Source organism: Buttiauxella sp. AC038, assembly GCF_979253565.1.
Map to the genome: position 1 here is coordinate 988,839 of NZ_CEEDCQ010000001.1, position 21,802 is coordinate 1,010,640.

A 21,802-nucleotide genomic window follows, 5' to 3' on the forward strand; every position below is an offset into this window, starting at 1 on the left:
TATGAGGCGTTTTTCAGGGATGATTCTGGAACATATGCCGCCGCAGCCGCGTTACGCATGATCTCAGCCGTCACTTCTGCGATAATTACTCTTTACACCTATTATCTGAGAAGACTATGCAGTATCCGATTAACGAGATGTTCCAGACCCTGCAAGGGGAGGGCTATTTTACTGGTGTGCCCGCCATTTTTATTCGCCTACAAGGCTGCCCAGTGGGCTGCGCGTGGTGCGATACCAAACACACCTGGGATAAACTCGCGGATCGTGAAGTCTCTTTGTTCAGCATTCTGGCTAAAACCAAAGAAAGCGATAAATGGGGCAATGCCAGTGCCGAAGATCTGCTGGCGATTTTCCAACGCCAGGACTATACCGCCCGCCATGTAGTGATTACCGGTGGCGAACCTTGTATTCACGATCTCACGCCACTGACCTCGCTCTTTGAGCACCACGGCTATAGCTGCCAGATTGAAACCAGCGGCACGCACGAAGTGCGCTGCACCGCGGGAACCTGGGTTACCGTTTCGCCTAAAGTGAATATGCGCGGGGGTTATGATGTGTTATCTCAGGCGTTAGAACGTGCCGATGAGATTAAACATCCGGTAGGGCGTATGCGTGATATTGAAGCGCTGGATGAACTGTTAGCGACGCTGATAGATGATAAAAAGCGCATTATCGCACTACAGCCAATCAGCCAGAAAGAAGATGCGACGCGCCTGTGTATTGAAACGTGCATTGCCCGCAACTGGCGGCTTTCGATGCAGACACATAAGTATTTGAATATCGCTTAATGAAAAACGCCAGATGAAGCCTGCCGCATCCGGCGTAAATTAAAACCAACTACGCGTTTGACCAGCTTTGAATGGCGTCGACTTTGCTTAGGTCGCCATGGAAGACCTCGTAGGATTTTTTAAGTATCACATCGGTGTGCTTCGTCAAATCCCGGAAGATCCCTTCATTCATGGCGGCATACAGCGCGGCATTTCTTTCAACAGGCGTAAAGGTATCTTTTACCCGTACCATTTTTTCCACGGCTACCTCGTAAGAAGGGTAAACCCCTAGGCCGACTGCGGTATTTATTACCGCTCCCAGGCTTGCGCAGCCATTAATCACATTGCGTTTTGCGGGCAGGTTAAACACGTCAGCAAAGATCTGCATAAAAAGGTCACTGTTTGAGCCACCACCTGTAATGATGATGTGCCTGGCTGAGTTCCCCATTTCCTGGCACATGTTGTCGTAATTATTTTTCAGCGTTAGCGCCACACTTTCCAAAATGGATCGATAAATCCAGGCATAATCCATATTGGCGTTAAACCCGATCATCGCGCCTCTTTTGTACGGTTCCCACGGGTTGGTTAGCCAATCCAGTACCGTCATTAAGCCATCGCAGCCAGGTGAAACTTTTGATGCCTTTTGGTTTAATAAATCTTCCGGCGAAAGGCCCTGGGATTTTGCATCCTGAATTAAGGAGTCGCCCAACATGTCTCTCAACCAACTGACGGTCCACATGCCTTTGCGAATGCCGTAGCCTTCATATAGCAACGTCTCAGGGATGGAGGACATAATCGGCCAGTACCAGGTGGGATCTTTAGGTAACTGTTTGCCATTCATCATCAGGGCGATATAGGTGCCCAACGAAATCACGGCGGTTTCATCATCTAACAAGCCTGCGCCGAGTGCTTCTACCGCTTTATCGCTGGTGCTACACACCACCGGTAAACCTTCCGGAAAGCCTGTTGCCCGTGCCGCATCGCTGGTGATATGGCCTAATACTGTTCCTGGCATCTGAACATCAAACAGCATGTGGCGCGGGAGATTAAATTTCTTTATCACTTCAGCATCGTCACTCCACGCCCAGGTTTTGTAATCCACCGGCCATTGACCAAAATAGTTGGCGACATTGTCTTTGCGCTCGCCGGTTAACCGGTGTGACAAATAACCTGAGAATGAAGTGACGTACGCAACCTCGGGATTAGTATGCTCATAAGGCCTGGTGACTCGCGCATCCTGCCAGCTAATCAGCGGAGCCGCAGGTGTACCATCGGCTTTTAATAAGGCGCGGCAACAACGAATAGAACCCAGCCCAATCCCGACAATTTCCGCTTCGTTGCCTGCAAACTGGTTCATGAGATCTTTTCCAGCGAAGCATAAAGAGGTCCATAAATCGTCGTCAGGATGTTCTACCGTGTTGGCGTCTGGGGTGTGCATGGGTTGCAGTAGGCCTTTTCCTTCGCAAACCACATTTCCTGCCAAATCATACATCACGACTTTAGTGCTCTGGCTCCCACCATCAATTCCAATGATATATTTCTTAGACATTTCCCTTCTCCTGTAATGATTCCGCTATCACTGGCCTGATGTCTCCGTGGCGAGTGATGCCGAGTTTTTTGATTCGGTGTCGGTTGCGCGTATTTTTCGCGACAGTAAAAAGGTAAAAACCATCACGATGCAAAGTGCGGTAAGCCCCATCAGCCACATGTTTCGGTAAGCCTCGGCGGCGGGTAACGTGTCCTGCCAGTGGCCGACAACGGGGTAGACGAAGACATCTGGCAGAAAGCCAATGACGGAACAAATTCCTACGGTGGTTCCCATGATGAACGTCGGGGTACGTGCTTCACCAGGGCAGGCGAAATACAGCCCGCGTGAGGCGTAGCATGTAAAAGCAAGCAGCAGGATCAGGCCAATACCTACCGCGACTGACTGCGGATTTTGGTTGGTCATCAGCAGAGCGAGCAGCGTAATAGCGCCGACTAGGGCAAGAAACTGAACGACGCGTGTCGGGGATTTAAAACGGCTGAAGGTGGTGATAAGCCCACCTAATGGGCCGCACATGGCGCGGAAAATTTTATTGATGACGATCCCCATATAACTGGCAGCCACCAAAGACATGCCATAAATTTCAGTAAGATAGTTGGTGGAGTAGCTGAGAATGGCGTAGATGGTATAAACGCCAAAAATAATCATGCTGCAATACCAGGTCGTGGGGATTTTCAGCACTGAAATGATATCGCTAAGTTGAAAGGCGGGTTTCGAGGCTTCTTTTTCCTGCGCTTCGCGGGCAGTAAAACCATCGCTAACAAAGAACCAGCACAGAATGCCCAGCACGAGGTAAACGCCGCTGTAGATAAGGATCACTGCTTTGAGGCTGTCGGCGTTATCCGGGGCAAATCGGGAAAAAATCCACATGGTAAACACCGCTAGTGCCATAACGCCCACACCACGCAGCCCTTCCATCCAGCCCATGATTTTGCCTTGTTCGCTGTGGTCACCCAGCAGTGATGCGGCTTTAATCGATACTGACCACAGCATCAAAATCGTGGTAATAGCAAAGGCAACCTGAATAACGAGCATCACCCATAACGGTGGATAAAAAGCCATGAGGCAGCCTAATAAGCCGGTGGTGATCATTGCTGTCGTCATCATAATACGATGTGAAAACTTGTCGGCAATAATACCACTGGGTGCGTAAAGAATAATGGCGGTTATTCCAAAAGTGCTCATGATTAACCCAATCTCGACGTTAGAAAACCCCATGAATTTCGCCATCGGAATTTGATAAATATAACGTAGATAGGCCAGGTCAAAACTCACACCACCACTAATACTTATTATTGCCAGGGTTACCCAGCGGCGAAAATTGGATTGTTGCATAGCGTTATCTCGTCGTTGTTCATTTTGATAGGCAAAAAAAGAAAAGCAACCCACCCTTGCGGATAGATTACTTTTCTCATCGTCTCTAGTAATTGCCAGAATAAGTAACATAACATTCTGTTGGTTATTGTGATAATTATCACGATTTAAAATCAATGGTCGAATATCAAAGGTTAAAATAGGTGAAATAAAAGAATGTGATTTTAATCACGAAATGAGGGTGCGCGCTGTGATACTTATTTTACCCAGTTACTAGAGATGATGAGAAAAGTAGCTTCCCTTACGGGGGGAGTTTACTTTTCTCATTTTTTTTGTCCTGAATAAACTGGAGCCGAACATGTCATTAAGCGCACTGAATGAATTTTCACTGGATTTTTTCTCCCTGAAAGGGAAAACCGCCATTGTCACTGGGGGGAATAGCGGTCTGGGGCAGGCATTTGCCGTTGCCCTGGCAAAAGGTGGTGCAAATCTGTTTATCCCAAGTTTCATCACAGATAAGGGTGAAACGCGTGAACTGATTGAAAAACAAGGTGTTAGCGTAGAGTTCATGCAGGTGGATATCACTGAAAAAGGCGCGCCAGCCCGCGTAATCGCAGCTTGCAAAGAGCGTTTTGGTGGAGTAGACATTCTGGTGAATAACGCTGGGATCTGTAAGCTCAACAAGGTACTGGATTTTGGACGTGAAGACTGGGACCCGATGATCGACATCAACCTGACGGCGGCATTTGAACTCAGTTTTGAAGCGGCAAAATTAATGATCCCGCAAAAAAGTGGCAAGATAATTAATATCTGTTCCCTGTTCTCTTATTTGGGCGGGCAATGGTCACCTGCTTATTCTGCAACCAAACATGCGCTTGCCGGGTTTACTAAAGCGTATTGTGATGAGTTGGGCCAATATAATATTCAGGTTAACGGCATAGCCCCTGGGTATTATGCGACAGAAATTACCACTGAAACACGTAAAAACCCTGAAACCAATAAACGCGTACTTGACCATATTCCGGCAAACCGTTGGGGTGAAACGCAGGATTTAATGGGGGCAATGGTATTTTTAGCCAGTCGTGCCTCAAATTATGTTAACGGGCATTTATTGGTTGTCGATGGTGGTTATCTGGTTAGATAATTTAATAATGCAGGTGGTTTCTTTAAACTTTTTATACCCGTTATACTTCAAGTTACAGGGGTGTTGGCTGCATTCACAAATTCCAGTCACTTACTAAAGTAAGCTCCTGGGAATTTGCTCTCTTGCCGCCTACCTGTAACTCGAATTATTTAGGGTATAGATAATAATGATTCCCTTAATATATTCAGGAAGGACGAACTATGTCGTTAACACGAGCAGCGATTGTTGAGCATTTGCAGGAAATTGTTGGCCCACAGCAAGTGATCACCGACGAAAAAGTATTACAGAAAAACAGTATCGATCGCTTCAGAAAATATGCGGATATTCATGGAGTATTCACGCTGCCACTTCCGGCAGCCGTGGTGAAGTTAAGCAGCAGCGAGCAGGTTTCGCAGGTTCTTGCTTTCCTGAATAAGCACCGTATTAACTGCGTGCCGCGTACTGGTGCATCGGCAACAGAGGGCGGGCTGGAAACGGTTGTTAAAGATTCTGTGGTGCTGGATGGCTCAGGTCTGAATAACATTATCAGCCTTGATATCGAAAACATGCAGGCTACCGCGCAATGCGGTGTTCCGCTTGAAGTGCTGGAAAACGCGCTGCGGGCCAAAGGCTACACCACGGGTCATTCCCCGCAGTCAAAACCACTGGCGCAAATGGGCGGGCTGGTGGCGACTCGCAGCATCGGGCAATTCTCTACGCTGTACGGTGCGATTGAAGATATGGTGGTTGGCCTTGAGGCTGTGATGCCAGACGGCACCATTACGCGCATTAAAAATGTACCGCGCCGCGCCGCTGGGCCGGATATCCGCCACATCATTATCGGTAACGAAGGCGCACTTTGTTATATCACCGAAGTCACAGTGAAAATCTTCAAATACATGCCAGAGAATAACCTGTTCTACGGCTACATCCTCGACAACATGAAGACCGGTTTTAACATCCTGCGTGAAGTGATGGTTGAAGGATACCGTCCGTCTATCGCACGCCTGTACGACGCCGAAGATGGCACTCAACACTTCACTCATTTTGCTGATGGCAAATGTGTGCTGATCTTCATGGCCGAAGGCACCAAACGCCTTGCCGAGGCAACAGGCGCAGGCATCGAAGAGGTGGTGGCGCGTTACCCTGAATGCCAGCGCGTAGACAGCAAACTGATCGAAAACTGGTTCAATCACCTGAACTGGGGGCCGGAGAAAGTGGCGGCTGAGCGCCTACAGATCCTCAAAACCGGCAATATGGGCTTCACCACTGAAGTTTCCGGAAGCTGGAGCTGTATTAACGAGATTTATCATCGTGTTATCGAACGCATTCGCACTGAATTCCCTCATGCGGACGACATCACCATGCTCGGCGGTCATTCGTCACACAGCTACATCAACGGCACCAACATGTACTTTGTTTACGACTACAACGTGGTGGACTGCAAACCAGAAGAGGAAATCAACAAGTACCATAATCCCCTCAACAAAATCATTGTTGAAGAGACGATCAAACAGGGTGGATCGATGGTGCACCACCACGGTATTGGGAAGCACCGTACGCACTGGACCAAACTGGAACATGGCAGCGCCTATGCCCTGCTAAAAGGGTTGAAAGATCAGTTTGATCCTCATGGCATTATGAATACCGGCACTATCTATCCGATTGAAAAATAGGATGTAGTGTGGCCCCGCCTGGGGCCGCACTTTGTTTTGCTGGTAGACATAAGGAATCCGCTCATGCCTGCACCCACTATTCGTATGGATGATCTGCCGCTTAATCGTTTCCACTGCCGTATTGCCGCGCTGACTTTTGGCGCACACCTTACTGATGGTTATGTGTTGGGCATAATCGGTTTTGCTTTGATCTCCCTGAAAACACAACTATCGCTGACTACGCTGCAGGAAGGGTTGATGGGCAGCGCGGCGCTGTTCGGTTTGTTCCTTGGTAGCTTAGTGTTGGGATGGCTTTCGGATTATGTCGGGCGACAAAAAATCTTCAATTTCAGCTTTATACTGATAACGCTCGCCTCCTTCTTACAGTTTTTTGCGCAGACAGCGGAACAACTTTTCCTGCTGCGAATGCTGATTGGTATTGGTCTGGGGGGCGACTATTCCGTCGGGCATACCATGTTGGCAGAATTCGCACCACGTCGTCATCGAGGAGTGCTGCTGGGCGCGTTCAGTGTTGTATGGACGGTGGGTTACGTTATGGCGAATTTTATTGGCCACTATTTTGCGGACAGCAGCCCGGATATCTGGCGTTGGTTGCTGGCTTCCTCCGCACTGCCCGCCGGAATTATCACGCTATTGCGCTGGGGGACGCCGGAATCACCCCGTTGGTTAATGCGCCAGGGGCGCTTCAGAGAAGCCCACATTGTGGTACGCCGTCATTTTGGCCCGAATGTGTTGTTGGGCGATGAAATGGCGGTATCGACTTCACGCCATATCAGTACCCTTTTTTCCTCCCGCTACTGGCGGCGAACGGCGTTCAACAGCCTGTTTTTTGTCTGCTTAGTGATCCCCTATTTTGTTATCTACACTTGGTTGCCGACGATTATGCAAACCGTGGGGCTGGAACATTCCCTGCGTGCCAACCTGTTGCTGAATTCACTGCTGGTTGTCGGCGCGGTGTTGGGGCTGGTTCTGACGCAATATTGTTCACGGCGCAGCCTGCTTATTGGCGGTTTCTCTCTCCTTGCTTCGTGCCTGATAGCCCTGGCGTTTACGCCAATTAGCAATACTCTGTGTATCTTTGCGCTGTTCATTATTTTTACTACTGCGATTTCTGCCATCAGTAACCTTGTCGGCGTACTACCCGCAGAAAGTTTCCCTACGGATATTCGCTCGCTGGGGGTGGGGTTTGCTACCTCAATGAGCCGCCTGGGGTCCGCTATCAGCACAGGTTTGTTGCCATTAACGCTGGCAGCCTGGGGGCTGCAATACACGATGCTACTGCTGGCGGGAGTTTTGCTACTCGGGCTGGTGGTTTCCCTTCTTTGGGCGCCGGAAACAAAGGATCTGACACTTGTCGCCGCTTCCGGAAATAAAGAACAGTCATCAGGAGTGATAAATGAACATTCTGCTGGCATTTAAAGCGGAGCCTGAACTCACCATGCTGCCGGAGCAGGCATGGAACGATGCGCAACACGGGTCGCTGGATCTCTCTTACGCACGATATCAGGGCGGGGCGGATGAACAGGCTGCGGCAGAAATTGTGCTGCGCCAGCAAGCAACACTGAACCTGACCGCGTTGACAGTGGGTGACACACACGCTGAACCGTTTATGCGGTACTTAAACGCATTGGGATTTGCCAGGCTTGTCCGAATTGTTCCACCAAAAGAGGCCGAACTACGTTTTTCCCCGCAATACATCGCAGAATTGCTTGCACGCTGGGTTGAACAACATCCGCAATCATTGATCCTCATTGGCAGCCAAAGCAGTGAAGGTAACAATTCACAAACTGGATTTTGGCTCGCAGAGCAGCTTGGCTGGCCCGTGTTGGCAGGTGTAGTGGACTTTTCGCTCGATGTCGAAAGCGAACAGGTGGAGGCGGTGCTGATTCAAAACGATGAACGGCTACAGTGCCGTGTTCAGCTTCCGGCGGTGCTGATTGTGATGAACGACGGGCGCTACAGTTTGCGGGTGCCTGGCATCCGGCAGAAGCTGGCAGCAAGCAAAGCGGAAATCATTTGCGCCCCAACGGAGCAGGCCAACACCCAACCTGACGTGAAGCTAAAGCGGGAACAACATCGGCGTGTTGCGCAGAAAATAGAGGGAAGCTGTGCACAAGAAAAAGCACAGAAACTTTACGATAAATACCTGCGTGGGTAGCTATCACGATGAAGATTGCCCTGGTTGTGACTGAACAGAACCCACGCCAGCTTGCGGAAATGACCACGTTTGTTGATCTTTCGGAGCTTGAGAGCGAAGCATGTGAGATATGGCGAGCGTCAGGTATCACAGAAAACATTCTGACGGCACTGGAAACCCGTTATCGGGAAGCGCCACAAGATATGCTGTTATTTGCTTCCGGTATTCAGGGAAACGAACTTGCCACACGTCTGGCTGCACGGTTAAAGGGCGAAGCCTATTGCGGTGTGATTAAGGGGGAATTTGGTTCGCCGCAACCGCAGTTTACTCGGCCAGTTTACGGGAATGCACTGGTGGGGACGTTTAGTGCCAGGGGGAAGCCGTGGTGCGTCTCGGTTGCTCGCTCTTCGCGTTCTGATGTTTCATTCGTCACCTTCCCGCAAGTTGTTCTACCTGTCAGTGCGCAGCCGCCAGCCTGGTTGGTTGCTGTGAAACGGCTTGAAGAAATCCCCCGTCCGGCTCTTAATCAGGCTCGCTTCGTGGTCGTTGCGGGGCAGGGCGTGGCTTCTTTACAGAATATGGAAAGAGTCAAAGAGCTGGCCCGGCAAATTGGTGCCGAAACGGGAGCCAGCCGCCAGGTTGTGATGAATGCCTGGTGCGAAATGGAGAGTCTAATCGGCATGTCTGGCGCGCTGATTGCGCCGGAAGTTTGCATTGTTGCCGGGGTTTCAGGCGCTTCGGCATTTAACGTGGGCATTCGCGACAGCCACCTGGTGATCGCCATTAATAACGATCCTGATGCCGCCATATTTAATACCGCAGATGTGATCGTGGTGGATGAAATGATGCCAGTGCTGGAAGCACTGGCAGAGTGTTTTCGTTAATGCCACTACGTGGCTGCGGGCTACAACAGTGTTTTCGCCAACGCCCACACACCACGGTTGGTGGTGGAAAGTGCCAGCACGCCCGCATTTAACGCGGAGTTTGCATCTTCTTCATCACACACCAGCCCACCGGCAATAATCGGCAGATTAATTTTCTCGGCCACCCAGCCCAGCACTTTTGGCATACAACCCGGCAGGATTTCAATACAGTCCGGGTTAGATTGCGCCACTTGCTTATCAATATTGTGATAGGAAATGGAATCCACCAGGAACAGGCGATGGATGGCAAAGAAGCCCTGTACACGGGCGGCTTTCACCATTGATGCCTTGGTACTGATAATGCCATCGGCTTGCGTCACCAGTTTAAGGAAGTTAATCACGATCTCTTTGTTGGATGTCCCTTCCAGCAAATCGACATGAATAAACGCGTATTTATTCGCTTTCTTAATCTGCTGAATAATGCCGGTGATGGTGCAGATATTGCCGTACAGCACTGAAATAAACAGGCAGTCAGATTGCAGGGCGAGTTGGAGACTTTCAGTGTCTTTAACAGCAGCAATCACCGGGTTTTGTTTCAATAAATGAAGTAAGGGCACAGCATGTTCTCCACAATCAATCAACCAAAACGAAATTGAATACCACGTCCAGCACTGGGGTAGCGCCAGCTCTCCAGAGTTTGCTCATCAGCCAATAAACGGCAGGTTCCACACTCAAGGCAACCGTGCGATTCCACCCGTAATCGACCATTATCATCAGTCTTATATAACCCCGCAGGACAGCATTTCACCAGCAGATCCTGCATGGCTGGTGGAACCAGCGATGCCGGGATAATGTGCGCTTCACTCTCCGGTTTCATAGACTTTTTATCCCTCGCAGCAGATCTTTCATAATTGGGATCACCCCCTGACGGCGTGAATGTTTCCACAACCGTTTTGCCAGATGCTCAGGGCAGATAGCGCCCGTTTCATAGTGTTCACGTTGCACTTCGGCGAAAAGTTGCGGATAAGCTGAAAAAAGTGCAGGCGTTTGCAGCATTAATTCGGGTAAATGTTGATAACGAGTGAGCACGGCCCACAGCGCACTGGTGTGCAAATATTGATGATAAACATCGCGCAGAGCTTTGCCGGAAGGTCGGGACGCCAGTGCTTGCGTGGCGGCTTTTGCCGAAAGCATGGCTAAATCCATACCGCGAATCGTTAGTGCGGTATTGACGCAAAAACGGGCGCTATCACCCACTACCAGCCAGCCATTTCCGGCTAAATTTTTTGGAACGCTACGCAGCCCACCCTCTGGTACCAGGTGGGCTGCGTATTCCAGTAATTCGGTTTGTTTCAGGAGTGGGCGCACTAATGGATGCTGTTTGAGATTTTCCAGTAACGTTGGTGCAGCAATATTGCCTACTTTTATGGCTGAAAGTGGGCAGACAACACCCAGTGAAAGCGTGTTTTTATTGGTATACAGAAAGCCGCCTGAAGGAAGTGCCCCATGTAGCTCACCGCTAAATAGCCAGGCAACACCTTCGTTATTCTCAAGTGAGAAACGGTTTTCCAGCACATCTTGTGGCAAAGACAGCACTTCTTTCATGCCGATGGCGATTTCATGCGCCGCGGGTTTGCGGAGTAAACTGTGGCGTTCTGCCAGCACAGTATTTGCACCCTCTGCCAGCACAACAGTGGTGGCAGATAGCTTTTCGCCATCGACCATCACACCTTTCACTGCGTCGCCTTCCATCAGCAATTGTTCGACCTGGACACCGGTCAGGCATTCAGCCCCTGCGAGTTCGGCTTGCTGCATAAGCCAGGGATCAAAGCGGGTGCGTAACACAGAGTAGGAAGTGGTGGCCGGTGAAAAGGCTGGGTGGCGATAATCAAACGTGGTGGCGCTTTGCCCACCCAGCAGCGAGATTTTTTCCTGGGTGATTTGGCGCTCAAGCGGAGCGTGCAAGGCAAAATTCGGGAGAATGCTTTCCAGCGCGTAACTATAAATACGGCCGCCGGACATATTCTTTGCGCCGGGTTGCGGGGCCCGTTCAAGTAATAAAACAGATAACCCTTCCCGCGCGCATAACAAGGCGCAGGTGGAGCCTGCAATCCCTGCTCCGATAACGATGACATCAAAATCTGGCGTGTTCATCCTGAACCTCTGCTGTTAACGACAGTGCAGAATAACAGTGAAGGAAAAGGATAACGGTGACGATATTCACGTAGGGCGGATAAGCCTGCGCCATCCGCCAAATAGTGTCGGGCTAATTAGCCCTTATACACACAACCGGCGGTACAGGTTTCTTTTACCATCACTGAACTGAGCAGTGGGACAATCGGCTTCATCTCATCCCAAATCCATTTTGCCAGCACTTCGCTGGTTGGGTTCTCAAGCCCAGGAATATCATTCAGATAATAATGATCCAGCCTGTCATAAGTCGGTTTAAATGCCGCCTTCAGCTCAGAAAAATCCATGATCCAGCCGGTATAAGGATCAACCTCGCCAGTGATTTCCAGACGCACCATAAAGGAGTGGCCATGCAGGCGACCGCACTTGTGGCCTTCTGGCACATGCGGCAGGTGGTGAGCGGCTTCGAAGGTAAAATCTTTAAACAGAGTGGTGGTCATTATTACTATCTCAATAGGACGAAAAACCGCCGCATAGTACCGGAATCCACTATTTTAAGCATTAACTAAAACTATCATCATTGGTTAAAGGTTCTATTTAGTCATGTTTACTAATTTAAATTGATATAAATCAAAGGATTAATTAACCACTTTTAACGTTATGGATTACCCGTAAAAGCGGTTAGTCATTTTGGTTATTTGATATTTCTATCCCTTCTTTAATTGTTATTATCCTGATGGTTAACCTTACACCATGAATGCTTTTTACCGTTGAATGATGAAAACGGACCTTTTGCTACTGGAACCCAATCAAGCATGACAACTCAGGCCCCACCGACCGCTTTGCTGCCGCTTACCCCGGAGCAACTGGCACGCCTTCAGGCGGCGACAACCGATTTCTCGCAGACGCAACTGGCCTGGTTATCCGGCTATTTCTGGGGGATGATTAATCAACAACCGGGTGCTGTTACCACGGCTCAGCCACCGGCAGCAGACGTTCCGGTTATTACCCTGATTTCTGCATCGCAAACCGGTAATGCGCGTCGCGTGAGCGAACAACTACGTGACGATTTACTGGCAGCAAAACTGAACGTTAACCTGGTTAACGCGGGCGACTATAAATTTAAACAAATTGCCCAGGAAAAACTGCTGGTTGTCGTGACTTCAACGCAAGGTGAGGGCGAACCGCCTGAAGAAGCGGTGGCGTTGCACAAATTCCTGTTTTCGAAAAAAGCACCAAAACTGCCTGGCACTGCATTTGCCGTATTCAGCCTGGGCGACACGTCCTACGAATTCTTCTGCCAGTCAGGTAAAGACTTTGATAACAAACTGGCGGAACTCGGTGGTGAGCGCCTGTTGGACCGCGTGGATTGTGACGTAGAGTTCCAGCCAGCAGCCAGTGAGTGGCGTGCAAAAATTGTCGACGTCCTGAAATCTCGTGTGCCGGCAGAAACGCCAGCCCAAGCAGCGGTCACCGCAACGGGCGTGGTCAACGAGGTTTTCTCAAGCCCGTACACCAAAGAAGCGCCGCTGACCGCAACGCTTGCGGTTAACCAGAAAATCACCGGTCGTGACTCTGAAAAAGATGTGCGCCATTTCGAAATCGATTTGGGTGATTCTGGCCTGCGTTACCAGCCAGGTGACGCACTCGGTGTCTGGTATCAAAACGATCCTGCACTGGTGAAAGAGCTGGTTGAATTGCTGTGGCTAAAAGGCGATGAAAGCGTCACTGTTGACGATAAAACGCTGCCGCTTACTGAAGCGCTGGAGTGGCATTTCGAGCTGACTGTCAACACGGCAAACATTGTTGAGAAATACGCGCAGATTACCCGCAATGCAGCGCTGCTGGATTTGGCGGGTGATAAAGCTAAGCTGCAACACTTTGCTCATAACACACCGATTGTCGATATGGTGCGTTACGCACCAGCAGAATTAACCGCTGAGCAGCTAGTTGAATTGCTGCGCCCATTGACGCCACGTCTGTACTCCATTGCATCATCTCAGGCCGAAGCTGAAAACGAAGTGCACATTACCGTTGGCGTAGTGCGTTACGGCATTGAAGGCCGGGCCCGTACCGGAGGCGCTTCTGGTTTCCTGGCTGATCGCCTTGAAGAAGATGGCGAAGTACGCGTGTTCATCGAGCACAACGATAACTTCCGACTGCCAGCTAACCCGGAAACCCCTGTGATTATGATTGGCCCAGGCACTGGTATTGCCCCGTTCCGTTCGTTCATGCAACAGCGTGAAAACGACGGCGCAGGTGGTAAAAACTGGTTGTTCTTCGGCAACCCGCACTTTACTGATGATTTCTTGTATCAGGTTGAATGGCAGCGTTACGTCAAAGACGGCCTGCTAACCAACATTGATCTCGCCTGGTCGCGTGACCAGGAACATAAAATATACGTACAAGATAAACTGCGCGAAAAAGGCGCGGAACTGTGGAACTGGATTAATGAAGGTGCCCACATTTACGTCTGCGGCGATGCAAATCGCATGGCAAAAGACGTTGAGCAGGCATTACTGGAAGTGGTAGCTGAGTTCGGTGGCATGGATACCGAAACGGCAGATGAATTTTTAAGTGAGCTGCGCGTTGAGCGCCGTTATCAGCGAGATGTCTACTAATGAGCGAAAAACACCCAGGACCATTAGTGGTCGAAGGCAAGTTAACTGATGCTGAGCGCCTGAAACGCGAAAGTAACTTTCTGCGTGGCACTATCCAGGAAGATTTACAGGATGGTCTGACCGGCGGCTTCCGCGGCGACAACTTTTTGCTGATCCGCTTCCACGGAATGTATCAGCAGGATGACCGTGACATTCGTGCTGAGCGTGCGGAGCAAAAGCTCGAGCCGCGTCACGCGATGATGCTGCGTTGCCGTCTGCCGGGGGGGATTATTACCACCGAGCAATGGCGTGCGATTGATAAGTTTGCCGAAGACAAAACCATCTACGGCAGCATTCGCCTGACCAACCGCCAGACTTTCCAGTTCCATGGCATTCTGAAAAAGAACGTGAAACCGGCACATGAGATGCTGCATGAAGTTGGGCTGGACGCACTGGCAACCGCCAACGACGTGAACCGCAACGTGTTGTGTACCTCGAACCCGGTGGAGTCTGAACTGCACCAGGAAGCCTACGAATGGGCGAAGAAGCTCTCTGAACATTTGCTGCCACGTACTCGCGCATATGCAGAGATCTGGTGGGATCAAGAGAAAGTCGCGACGACCGACGAAGAGCCGATCCTCGGTGCTACCTATTTGCCACGTAAGTTTAAAACCACAGTTGTTGTACCGCCGCAGAACGATGTCGATCTTCATGCCAACGACATGAACTTCATCGCCATTGCGAAAGACGGCAAGCTGGTGGGCTTCAACCTGCTGGTGGGGGGTGGCTTGTCTATCGAACATGGTAACAAAGCAACGTATGCCCGTACCGCGAGCGAGTTTGGCTACATTCCGCTTGAGCACACACTGGCGGTGGCGGAAGCTGTTGTCACCACGCAGCGTGATTGGGGCAACCGTACTGACCGTAAAAATGCCAAAACCAAATACACCCTTGAGCGCGTTGGTGTTGACGTGTTTAAAGCGGAAGTTGAACGCCGTGCGGGTATTACATTCGAGCCGACGCGCCCGTACGAATTTACCGGGCGTGGCGATCGTATTGGTTGGGTAAAAGGCATTGACGACAAATGGCACCTGACGCTGTTTATCGAAAATGGCCGGATCTTGGATTACCCGGGGCGCCCACTGAAAACTGGCTTGATGGAGATCGCCAGGATCCACAAAGGCGATTTCCGCCTGACGGCAAACCAGAACTTGATCGTGGCGGGTGTGCCAGCAAGTGATAAAGCAGCGATCGAGAAGATCGCCAAAGAAAGCGGCCTGATGAACGCGGTGAAACCACAGCGTGAAAAACTCGATGGCCTGCGTTTCCTTCCCGACTTGCCCGCTGGCAATGGCCGAAGCTGAACGCTTCCTGCCGCAGTTTGTGACTAAAGTTGAAGAAGTGCTGGAAAAGCACAACGTGCCGGATGAACACATCGTCACGCGTGTTACCGGCTGCCCGAACGGCTGTGGCCGTGCGCTGTTGGCTGAAATCGGCCTGGTGGGCAAAGCACCTGGGCGCTACAACCTGCACATCGGCGGTAACCGTATCGGTACGCGTATTCCGCGTATGTACCGTGAGAACATCACTGAGCCAGAAATTCTGGCATCTATTGATGAACTGGTTGGGCGTTGGTCGAAAGAGCGCGAAGCGGACGAAGGCTTCGGTGATTTCACCATCCGCGCGGGGATTATTCGCCCGGTGCTGGACCCGGCCCGGGATTTGTGGGACTAGCCATTTTGAAGTCGGATGACGCTAACGCTTCTCCGACCAACTAAAGACCGTTGTAGGGTGGATTGGCCGCAGGGGCCGGCCACTATGATATCAAGCAACTAGCGAGGCACGTATGTCGGTACTCGATCTAAAAGCGTTGAATGAACTGCCGAAAGTTGAGCGCATAATGGCGCTGGGTGAGGTTAACAGCCAGCTCGAAAAGCTCACGGCGCAGCAGCGTGTCACCTGGTCGCTGGAAAACCTGCCGGGGGAGTTTGTGCTCTCCTCAAGCTTTGGTATTCAGGCTGCGGTCTCTTTGCATCTGGTGACGCAACAATTCCCGGATATCCCTGTGATCCTCACCGATACCGGTTATTTGTTCCCGGAAACCTACCAGTTTATTGATGAGCTGACGGATAAGCTGAAACTGAATCTGAAAATATTCAGCGCGAAGGAAAGTGCGGCGTGGCAGGAAGCGCGTTACGGCAAGCTGTGGGAGCAGGGTGTTGAAGGCATTGAGAAATACAATGACATCAACAAAGTTGAGCCAATGAACCGTGCGCTGCGCGAGTTGGGCGGCCAAACGTGGTTTGCTGGCCTGCGCCGCGAGCAATCTGGCAGCCGTGCCAATTTACCGGTGCTGGCGATTCAACGCGAAGTCTTTAAAATCCTGCCAATCATCGACTGGGACAACCGCCAGGTTTACCAATACCTCACCGCCAATGGTCTGAAATACCACCCGCTGTGGGATCAGGGCTACCTCTCCGTGGGCGACACTCATACCACGCGTAAGTGGGAAGAGGGTATGGCAGAAGAAGAAACGCGTTTCTTTGGTTTGAAGCGCGAGTGCGGTTTGCACGAGTAACACACGAAAGCACAATAATCCCGAAGCCTGTCGCGCAAAGCCGATGGGCTTTTTTATGATTAGAACACGTCTTTATTTTTATTAGTCATACTAATGGATTCGTGATATTTCACAGTCCCCCTCGCAACTGCAAATTCATCATTGTTATCACTTTAAATATAACGCAATATAATCAATGTGTTATAGATATTTATTTCAGGCGTTTTCATAAATACTGCTAATATTTACTATCTGGAAACAAATAACCCCTCGTCTGGTAACTTAAAAATTACGACATTGTTCACACAATAGTCAGTTTATAAATACTATAGTACGACAAATACAATAATTTACTCCCCCTGTCTTTTCTCAACCCTACGAGAGTTGCTATGAAGATCGAACGTATAAAAGTGCTGGTGAGCCGGCCTGGACGAAATTTTGTTACGGTAAAAATTGAAACGGACGAAGGGATTTATGGTGTGGGTGACGCCACACTGAATGGCAGGGAAATGGCCGTTGCAGCGTACCTGGAAGAGCACATTGCTCCGTGTCTTATCGGCAAAGATCCGCGCAATATCGAAGATATCTGGCAGTACCTTTATCGCGGTGCGTACTGGCGTAAAGGCCCGGTGACGATGACGGCGATCGGCGCAATCGACATGGCGTTGTGGGACATTCTGGGCAAACACGCGGGGCTACCGGTCTGGCAACTGCTGGGTGGAAAAAGCCGTCAGGGCGTGACGGTGTATGTTCATGCCAACGGCGAAAGCATCGATGAAGTGCTGGATAACACGGCGAATTTTATTGAACAGGGCTACAAAGCCATTCGTCTGCAATGTGCGATTCCATCCACCAAAGGCACTTATGGCACGCTGGAAGGGAAGAAAAATTACTATGAGTTGCAGGGCAATCGCCCGTTGCCGCCGGAACAGGCGTGGTCTACGCGCAAATACATGAATTTTATACCTGAGTTGTTCAAAGCGGCTCGCGAACGTTTCGGTTACGGCATTGATTTATTGCATGATGTACATAGTCGTCTGACACCAATAGAAGCGGCACGGCTAGGGAAACTGCTGGAGCCGTATGATTTGCTGTTTTTAGAAGACACCGTCACGGCAGAAAACCCGGCTGGTTATCAAATTATTCGCCAGCACACCACGACGCCGCTGGCCGTGGGTGAAATATTTAATACCATTTGGGATGCAAAAGAGTTAATCGAAACGCAATCGATAGATTATATACGCACCGCAGTTTCACATGGCGGGGGAATAACACCGATGCGTAAGCTCAGTGCATTTGCCGACCTTTATCACGTGCGTATGGCACCGCATGGTGCACCGGATTTATCACCCATATCCACAATGGCCCATTTGCATCTTAATAGTTGGGCACCTAATTTTGGTATCCAGGAATTTGTTGGTTTTGGCACCCCTGAATTAAACAGCATCTTTAAATACGAATTGCCCCTCAAGGATGGAATGCTATTGGTTTCTGATAAACCTGGTTTGGGAATAGATATAGATGAAGCCGCCATGGGTAATTACCCCTATGTCAGATCTTATCTTCCTGTTAGCCGCCTCGAAGACGGAACGCTCTGGAACTGGTAATCCTCTGACCTAAGGGTACGATTATGATCTATGATACCGCTGTAATCTGTGGTTATTTCATCTTAATGGTGTTGATCAGTTTTATATTTAAAAAAATGGCCAGTAAATCCTCCAGTGATTATTTCCGTGGCGGTGGGCGCATGTTGTGGTGGATGGTGGGGGCGACGGCGTTTATGACGCAGTTTAGCGCCTGGACATTTACCGGAGCCGCCGGGAAAGCGTTTAGCGATGGCTTTATGGTGGCAGCAATATTCCTCGGCAATACCATCGCATACGGAATATCCTGGCTATGGTTTGCAAAACGTTTCCGCCAGGTGCGGGTAGACACGGCCACTGAAGTGATTCGTCATCGCTTTGGTTCGCAGAACGAACACTTCTTCACATGGGTGATTATCCCACTGAGTATTCTGAGCGGCGCGGTAATGATGAATGCGCTGGCGATATTTGTTAGCACCGTTTTTGACTGGGATCTTTCGGTCACGATTTGGGTTACCGGTATTGTGGTGTTAATGATTTCGTTATTAAGCGGAGCCTGGGGCGTGGTTGCTTCAGACTTTGTGCAAACCTTAATTGTTGCGATTATTTCTGTTGCCTGTGCCATTGTTGCATTAGTCAATGTTGGCGGCCCGGTAAATATGGTCACTCACTTCCCATCCGGCTTTATTATGGGGCCGAATATGAATTACGGAGTGGTGATATTAGGCTCAGTTATCTTCTTTATTGTAAAACAGCTGCAAAATATAAATAACATGCAGGACTCTTACCGTTTCCTGAATGCGAAAGACTCAAAGAATGCCCAAAAGGCCGCTTTCTTTGCCATGATATTAATGGCTGTAGGAACGCTGATTTGGTTTATTCCACCGTGGGTTTCTGCCAGCCTGTACCCGGATGCCACTGCGCAATATGCCGCACTCGGAAATAAAGCCTCGGACACTATTTATTTGAGCTTTGTTGAACGGGCAATGCCAGCGGGAACCGTTGGTTTGTTAGTTGCCGGTTTATTTGCCGCAACCATGTCGACAATGGACCCGGCTTTGAATCGTAATAGCGGTATTTTCGTGCGCAGTTTCTGGGTGCCGGTGGTTTGCCGTAATAAAAAGATCAGTGATCGTGCGGAGCTGTTTGCCGGGAAAATGTTCTGCATTGTGAACGGCTTGCTGGTGATTATTGTTTCGCTGTTCTTCAGTCATCTTGAAGGCATGAGTTTGTTTGACCTGATGATGTCGGTTTCAACACTTGCTCAGGCTCCACTCCTGGTGCCGCTTTTCTTCGGTATGTTTATCAAGCGCACTCCGCGCTGGGCCGCGTGGGGAACAGTGGTATTCGGCATCTTTGTATCGTGGATGTGTATGGATGTGTTGACCTCGAAAGCACTCGGCCAGTTGCTGGGAATTGAGTTTACCAAACGCGAGCTGAGCGAAATCAACGTCATCATTAATATCGTTGCGCATCTGGTTCTCACGGGTGGTTTCTTTATCTGCACCAAACTGTTCTATCGCGAAACGTCATATTCCGTGAAAGAGCAGCAGCAGATTGAAACCTTCTTCAAGAATATTGAAACCGAAGTGGTGGAAGACGATCAGCAGAGCGCGTTTGACCGCTTGCAACGCGAAAAAATCGGCTTGATTACCATGCTGATGAGCGGCGGAATGGTGCTGATGGTGCTGATTCCAAACCCGCTGTGGGGGCGATTATTGTTCCTGGGATGTGCCGCATCGATATTCCTCGTGGGGTATTTGCTACGCCTGAGTTGCCGCGTGGGGCAGAATTCCCCGCAGCAAGCGAAACATATGCTTTAACTCGCAAAAGCGCCTTTTCCCGGGCGCTTTTCTTTTGCTTAGCCCGAACGGGTTGGTAGTATTTGTAATACTAAATGACAAATAGAGGTGATCCGATGTTTTCTGATTTACGGAATAAACGTGTATTAGTGACTGGCGCTTCGGCAGGCGTAGGTTTGGCAGCAGCAGAGGCATTTTTACGCTGCGGCGCAAAAGTGGGTATTAATGGCCGCCGCTCCGCGCAGGAGATGGAACCGCAGCTTGCCAGACTTCGCAGTTTAGGTGGCGAAGTTTGCTATTTCCCGGCTGATTTATCCCAGTCAGGTGCCTGTCAGCAATTGGTCAGCGCTTTTGTCGAACAATTTGGTGGCCTCGATGTGCTTATCAATAACGCGGGGGGATTAGGTGGGCGCGCAGGTCTTGAGAGCATCGACGATGACTTCTACGACCGCGTCATGGACTTGAACGCACGCTCGGCATTAATGATGACCAAATATGCGATTCCTCATCTGCGAGAATCGGCAAAAATCAGTGGTGAAACCGCCTCGGTAATCAGCACCGGTTCGATTGCAGGGCGTGAAGGTGGTGGCATTGGCGCAGGAATTTACGCGGCGTCAAAAGCCTGGTTGCACGACATTCATCGCAACTGGGTGAAAGAATTCACCAAAGATAATATTCGCTTCAACATTGTTTCGCCGGGCACCATTGATACCGCGTTCCATGAAGATAAACCGCAGGAACTGCGTGACAAGATTGCCGGGTCGATAGCGATGGGGCGTTTTGGGCGCAGTGAAGAGGTGGCTCCAAGTTTCCTGTTCTTTGCATCTCATAAAATGAGCGGCTACATTACCGGCCAGATTTTAGATGTAAATGGCGGCCAGATGGCCCCTTAAAGGTATCTGTCATACTTCGGGTTGCAGCGGTGCTGACTGCAACTCGAATTATTTTGGCTACATGGTTTAGTGATACACTAATTTCCTTCCCTTTTTCAGGTATGACAAAAGCATGCAATTCACAACCATTGCTACTACGCAACGCGGTCTGGATGGACTTATTGCCAGCGACATCGCCCGCAAGATTCTTTCCGGGCAACTTTTGCCGGGGGATATTTTGCCCAGCGAAGTGGAACTTTGCGAACAGCTCGGCGTGAGCCGTACGGCATTGCGTGAGGCGCTCAAACTTGTGTCATCGAAAGGGATGCTTGAATCTCGCCCGAAAGTGGGAACCCGTGTTCGCCCGCGTAATAACTGGAATATCCTGGATGTTCAGTTGCTCGAGTGGATGAATGGCATGGAAGGGACGCTGGAGATGTATCACCAGTTTCTCGAGTTCCGCCGCGTTATTGAGCCGCATGCGACACGCCTTGCCGCGTTGAATGCCACCAGCGAGCAGCGTATAGAGCTTTCTCGAGTGCATGAAGAAATGTGCGCCGTGGCGAAAGAGTTCGATCCCGATCGCTGGGTTGATGTGGATACGCGCTTCCATCGTGCTATTTTCCTGGCTTCGGGAAATTGCTTCTATGCCCCGTTTGGCAATGTACTGACCACCGTGTTTAAGTGGTTTATTAGCCATTCGTCGAAAGAAGGCGGTATGTGTCTGGAAGACCATCACCGCATTTATCGCGCGATTATGATTGGCGACGGTGAAGCCGCCTATGCTGCATCGCTGGCATTAATGACCGCCAGTAAGCACCGCCTGTAAACC

At 50.1% G+C, this 21,802-nt stretch carries 18 protein-coding genes and 1 pseudogene; 13 read left to right on the plus strand and 6 right to left on the minus strand.

What is annotated here, in order from left to right; all coding sequences use genetic code 11:
• Positions 1-116 precede the first annotated feature (116 nt).
• Positions 117-788, plus strand: coding sequence for a 7-carboxy-7-deazaguanine synthase QueE (queE, locus tag AC0IXI_RS04595; RefSeq protein ID WP_064513343.1), 672 nt, complete (start codon positions 117-119; stop codon positions 786-788).
• Positions 789-837: 49 nt separating this feature from the next.
• On the opposite strand, the gene AC0IXI_RS04600 is transcribed toward queE, so the two are convergent.
• A complete protein-coding gene (locus AC0IXI_RS04600) occupies positions 838-2,316 on the minus strand; it encodes an FGGY-family carbohydrate kinase (protein ID WP_422569084.1) in 1,479 nt (492 codons plus the stop codon).
• Between the two features lie 27 nt (positions 2,317-2,343).
• A complete protein-coding gene (locus AC0IXI_RS04605) occupies positions 2,344-3,648 on the minus strand; it encodes an MFS transporter (protein ID WP_422569085.1) in 1,305 nt (434 codons plus the stop codon).
• A gap of 337 nt (positions 3,649-3,985) precedes the next feature.
• On the opposite strand from AC0IXI_RS04605, the gene AC0IXI_RS04610 reads away from it, so the two are divergent.
• The 5 genes from AC0IXI_RS04610 (at position 3,986) to AC0IXI_RS04630 (ending at position 9,447) form a co-directional block, all read left to right on the plus strand.
• Positions 3,986-4,771, plus strand: a complete 786-nt coding sequence (locus AC0IXI_RS04610) for an SDR family oxidoreductase (RefSeq protein ID WP_422569086.1) — start codon at positions 3,986-3,988, stop codon at positions 4,769-4,771.
• A gap of 200 nt (positions 4,772-4,971) precedes the next feature.
• Positions 4,972-6,426 (plus strand): FAD-binding oxidoreductase, encoded by a 1,455-nt coding sequence (locus AC0IXI_RS04615; RefSeq protein ID WP_413499276.1) that lies wholly within the window; start codon positions 4,972-4,974, stop codon positions 6,424-6,426.
• 63 nt (positions 6,427-6,489) lie between these two features.
• Positions 6,490-7,845, plus strand: a complete 1,356-nt coding sequence (locus tag AC0IXI_RS04620; protein ID WP_413499275.1) for an MFS transporter — start codon at positions 6,490-6,492, stop codon at positions 7,843-7,845.
• The gene (locus tag AC0IXI_RS04625; protein ID WP_471681986.1) at positions 7,823-8,584 is read left to right on the plus strand and encodes an adenine nucleotide alpha hydrolase family protein; all 762 of its coding nucleotides are present in this window, start codon (positions 7,823-7,825) and stop codon (positions 8,582-8,584) included. Before AC0IXI_RS04620 ends, AC0IXI_RS04625 begins: the two co-directional genes overlap by 23 nt.
• 8 nt (positions 8,585-8,592) lie before the next feature.
• Positions 8,593-9,447 (plus strand): electron transfer flavoprotein subunit alpha/FixB family protein, encoded by an 855-nt coding sequence (locus tag AC0IXI_RS04630; protein ID WP_471681987.1) that lies wholly within the window; start codon positions 8,593-8,595, stop codon positions 9,445-9,447.
• A gap of 20 nt (positions 9,448-9,467) precedes the next feature.
• On the opposite strand, the gene AC0IXI_RS04635 is transcribed toward AC0IXI_RS04630, so the two are convergent.
• From AC0IXI_RS04635 to queD, 4 genes are all read right to left on the minus strand, one after another.
• A complete protein-coding gene (locus AC0IXI_RS04635) occupies positions 9,468-10,043 on the minus strand; it encodes a glycerol-3-phosphate responsive antiterminator (protein ID WP_413499272.1) in 576 nt (191 codons plus the stop codon).
• 20 nt (positions 10,044-10,063) lie between these two features.
• Entirely contained in the window at positions 10,064-10,303 is a 240-nt protein-coding gene (locus AC0IXI_RS04640) for a 4Fe-4S dicluster domain-containing protein (protein WP_413499271.1), read from the minus strand.
• Positions 10,300-11,580 carry an FAD-dependent oxidoreductase gene (locus tag AC0IXI_RS04645; protein ID WP_471681988.1) on the minus strand — a complete coding sequence of 427 codons (1,281 nt, stop codon included), beginning with the start codon at positions 11,578-11,580 and terminating at the stop codon, positions 10,300-10,302. The genes AC0IXI_RS04640 and AC0IXI_RS04645 overlap by 4 nt, the downstream gene beginning before the upstream one ends.
• A 116-nt stretch (positions 11,581-11,696) precedes the next feature.
• Positions 11,697-12,059, minus strand: coding sequence for a 6-carboxytetrahydropterin synthase QueD (queD, locus tag AC0IXI_RS04650; RefSeq protein WP_208326137.1), 363 nt, complete (start codon positions 12,057-12,059; stop codon positions 11,697-11,699).
• 312 nt (positions 12,060-12,371) lie between these two features.
• Here queD and cysJ point away from each other — a divergent pair, with 312 nt between their 5' ends.
• The 7 genes and pseudogenes from cysJ (at position 12,372) to AC0IXI_RS04685 (ending at position 21,799) form a co-directional block, all read left to right on the plus strand.
• Complete coding sequence (gene cysJ / locus AC0IXI_RS04655; protein ID WP_471681989.1) at positions 12,372-14,177, plus strand: NADPH-dependent assimilatory sulfite reductase flavoprotein subunit; 1,806 nt, start codon at positions 12,372-12,374, stop codon at positions 14,175-14,177.
• Positions 14,177-15,890, plus strand: a pseudogene (cysI, locus tag AC0IXI_RS04660) (assimilatory sulfite reductase (NADPH) hemoprotein subunit). Before cysJ ends, cysI begins: the two are co-directional and overlap by 1 nt.
• Positions 15,891-16,002: 112 nt before the next feature.
• The gene (gene cysH / locus AC0IXI_RS04665; RefSeq protein WP_134184425.1) at positions 16,003-16,734 is read left to right on the plus strand and encodes a phosphoadenosine phosphosulfate reductase; all 732 of its coding nucleotides are present in this window, start codon (positions 16,003-16,005) and stop codon (positions 16,732-16,734) included.
• Between the two features lie 368 nt (positions 16,735-17,102).
• A complete protein-coding gene (manD, locus tag AC0IXI_RS04670) occupies positions 17,103-18,320 on the plus strand; it encodes a D-mannonate dehydratase ManD (protein WP_134184424.1) in 1,218 nt (405 codons plus the stop codon).
• A 23-nt stretch (positions 18,321-18,343) separates the two neighbouring features.
• Positions 18,344-20,119, plus strand: a complete 1,776-nt coding sequence (locus AC0IXI_RS04675) for a sodium:solute symporter family transporter (RefSeq protein WP_471681990.1) — start codon at positions 18,344-18,346, stop codon at positions 20,117-20,119.
• 95 nt (positions 20,120-20,214) lie between these two features.
• A complete protein-coding gene (locus tag AC0IXI_RS04680) occupies positions 20,215-20,991 on the plus strand; it encodes an SDR family NAD(P)-dependent oxidoreductase (protein ID WP_064513330.1) in 777 nt (258 codons plus the stop codon).
• A gap of 112 nt (positions 20,992-21,103) precedes the next feature.
• Positions 21,104-21,799: a FadR/GntR family transcriptional regulator gene (locus AC0IXI_RS04685; protein WP_064513328.1), complete on the plus strand. Its 696-nt coding sequence runs from the start codon at positions 21,104-21,106 to the stop codon at positions 21,797-21,799.
• Positions 21,800-21,802 lie beyond the last annotated feature (3 nt).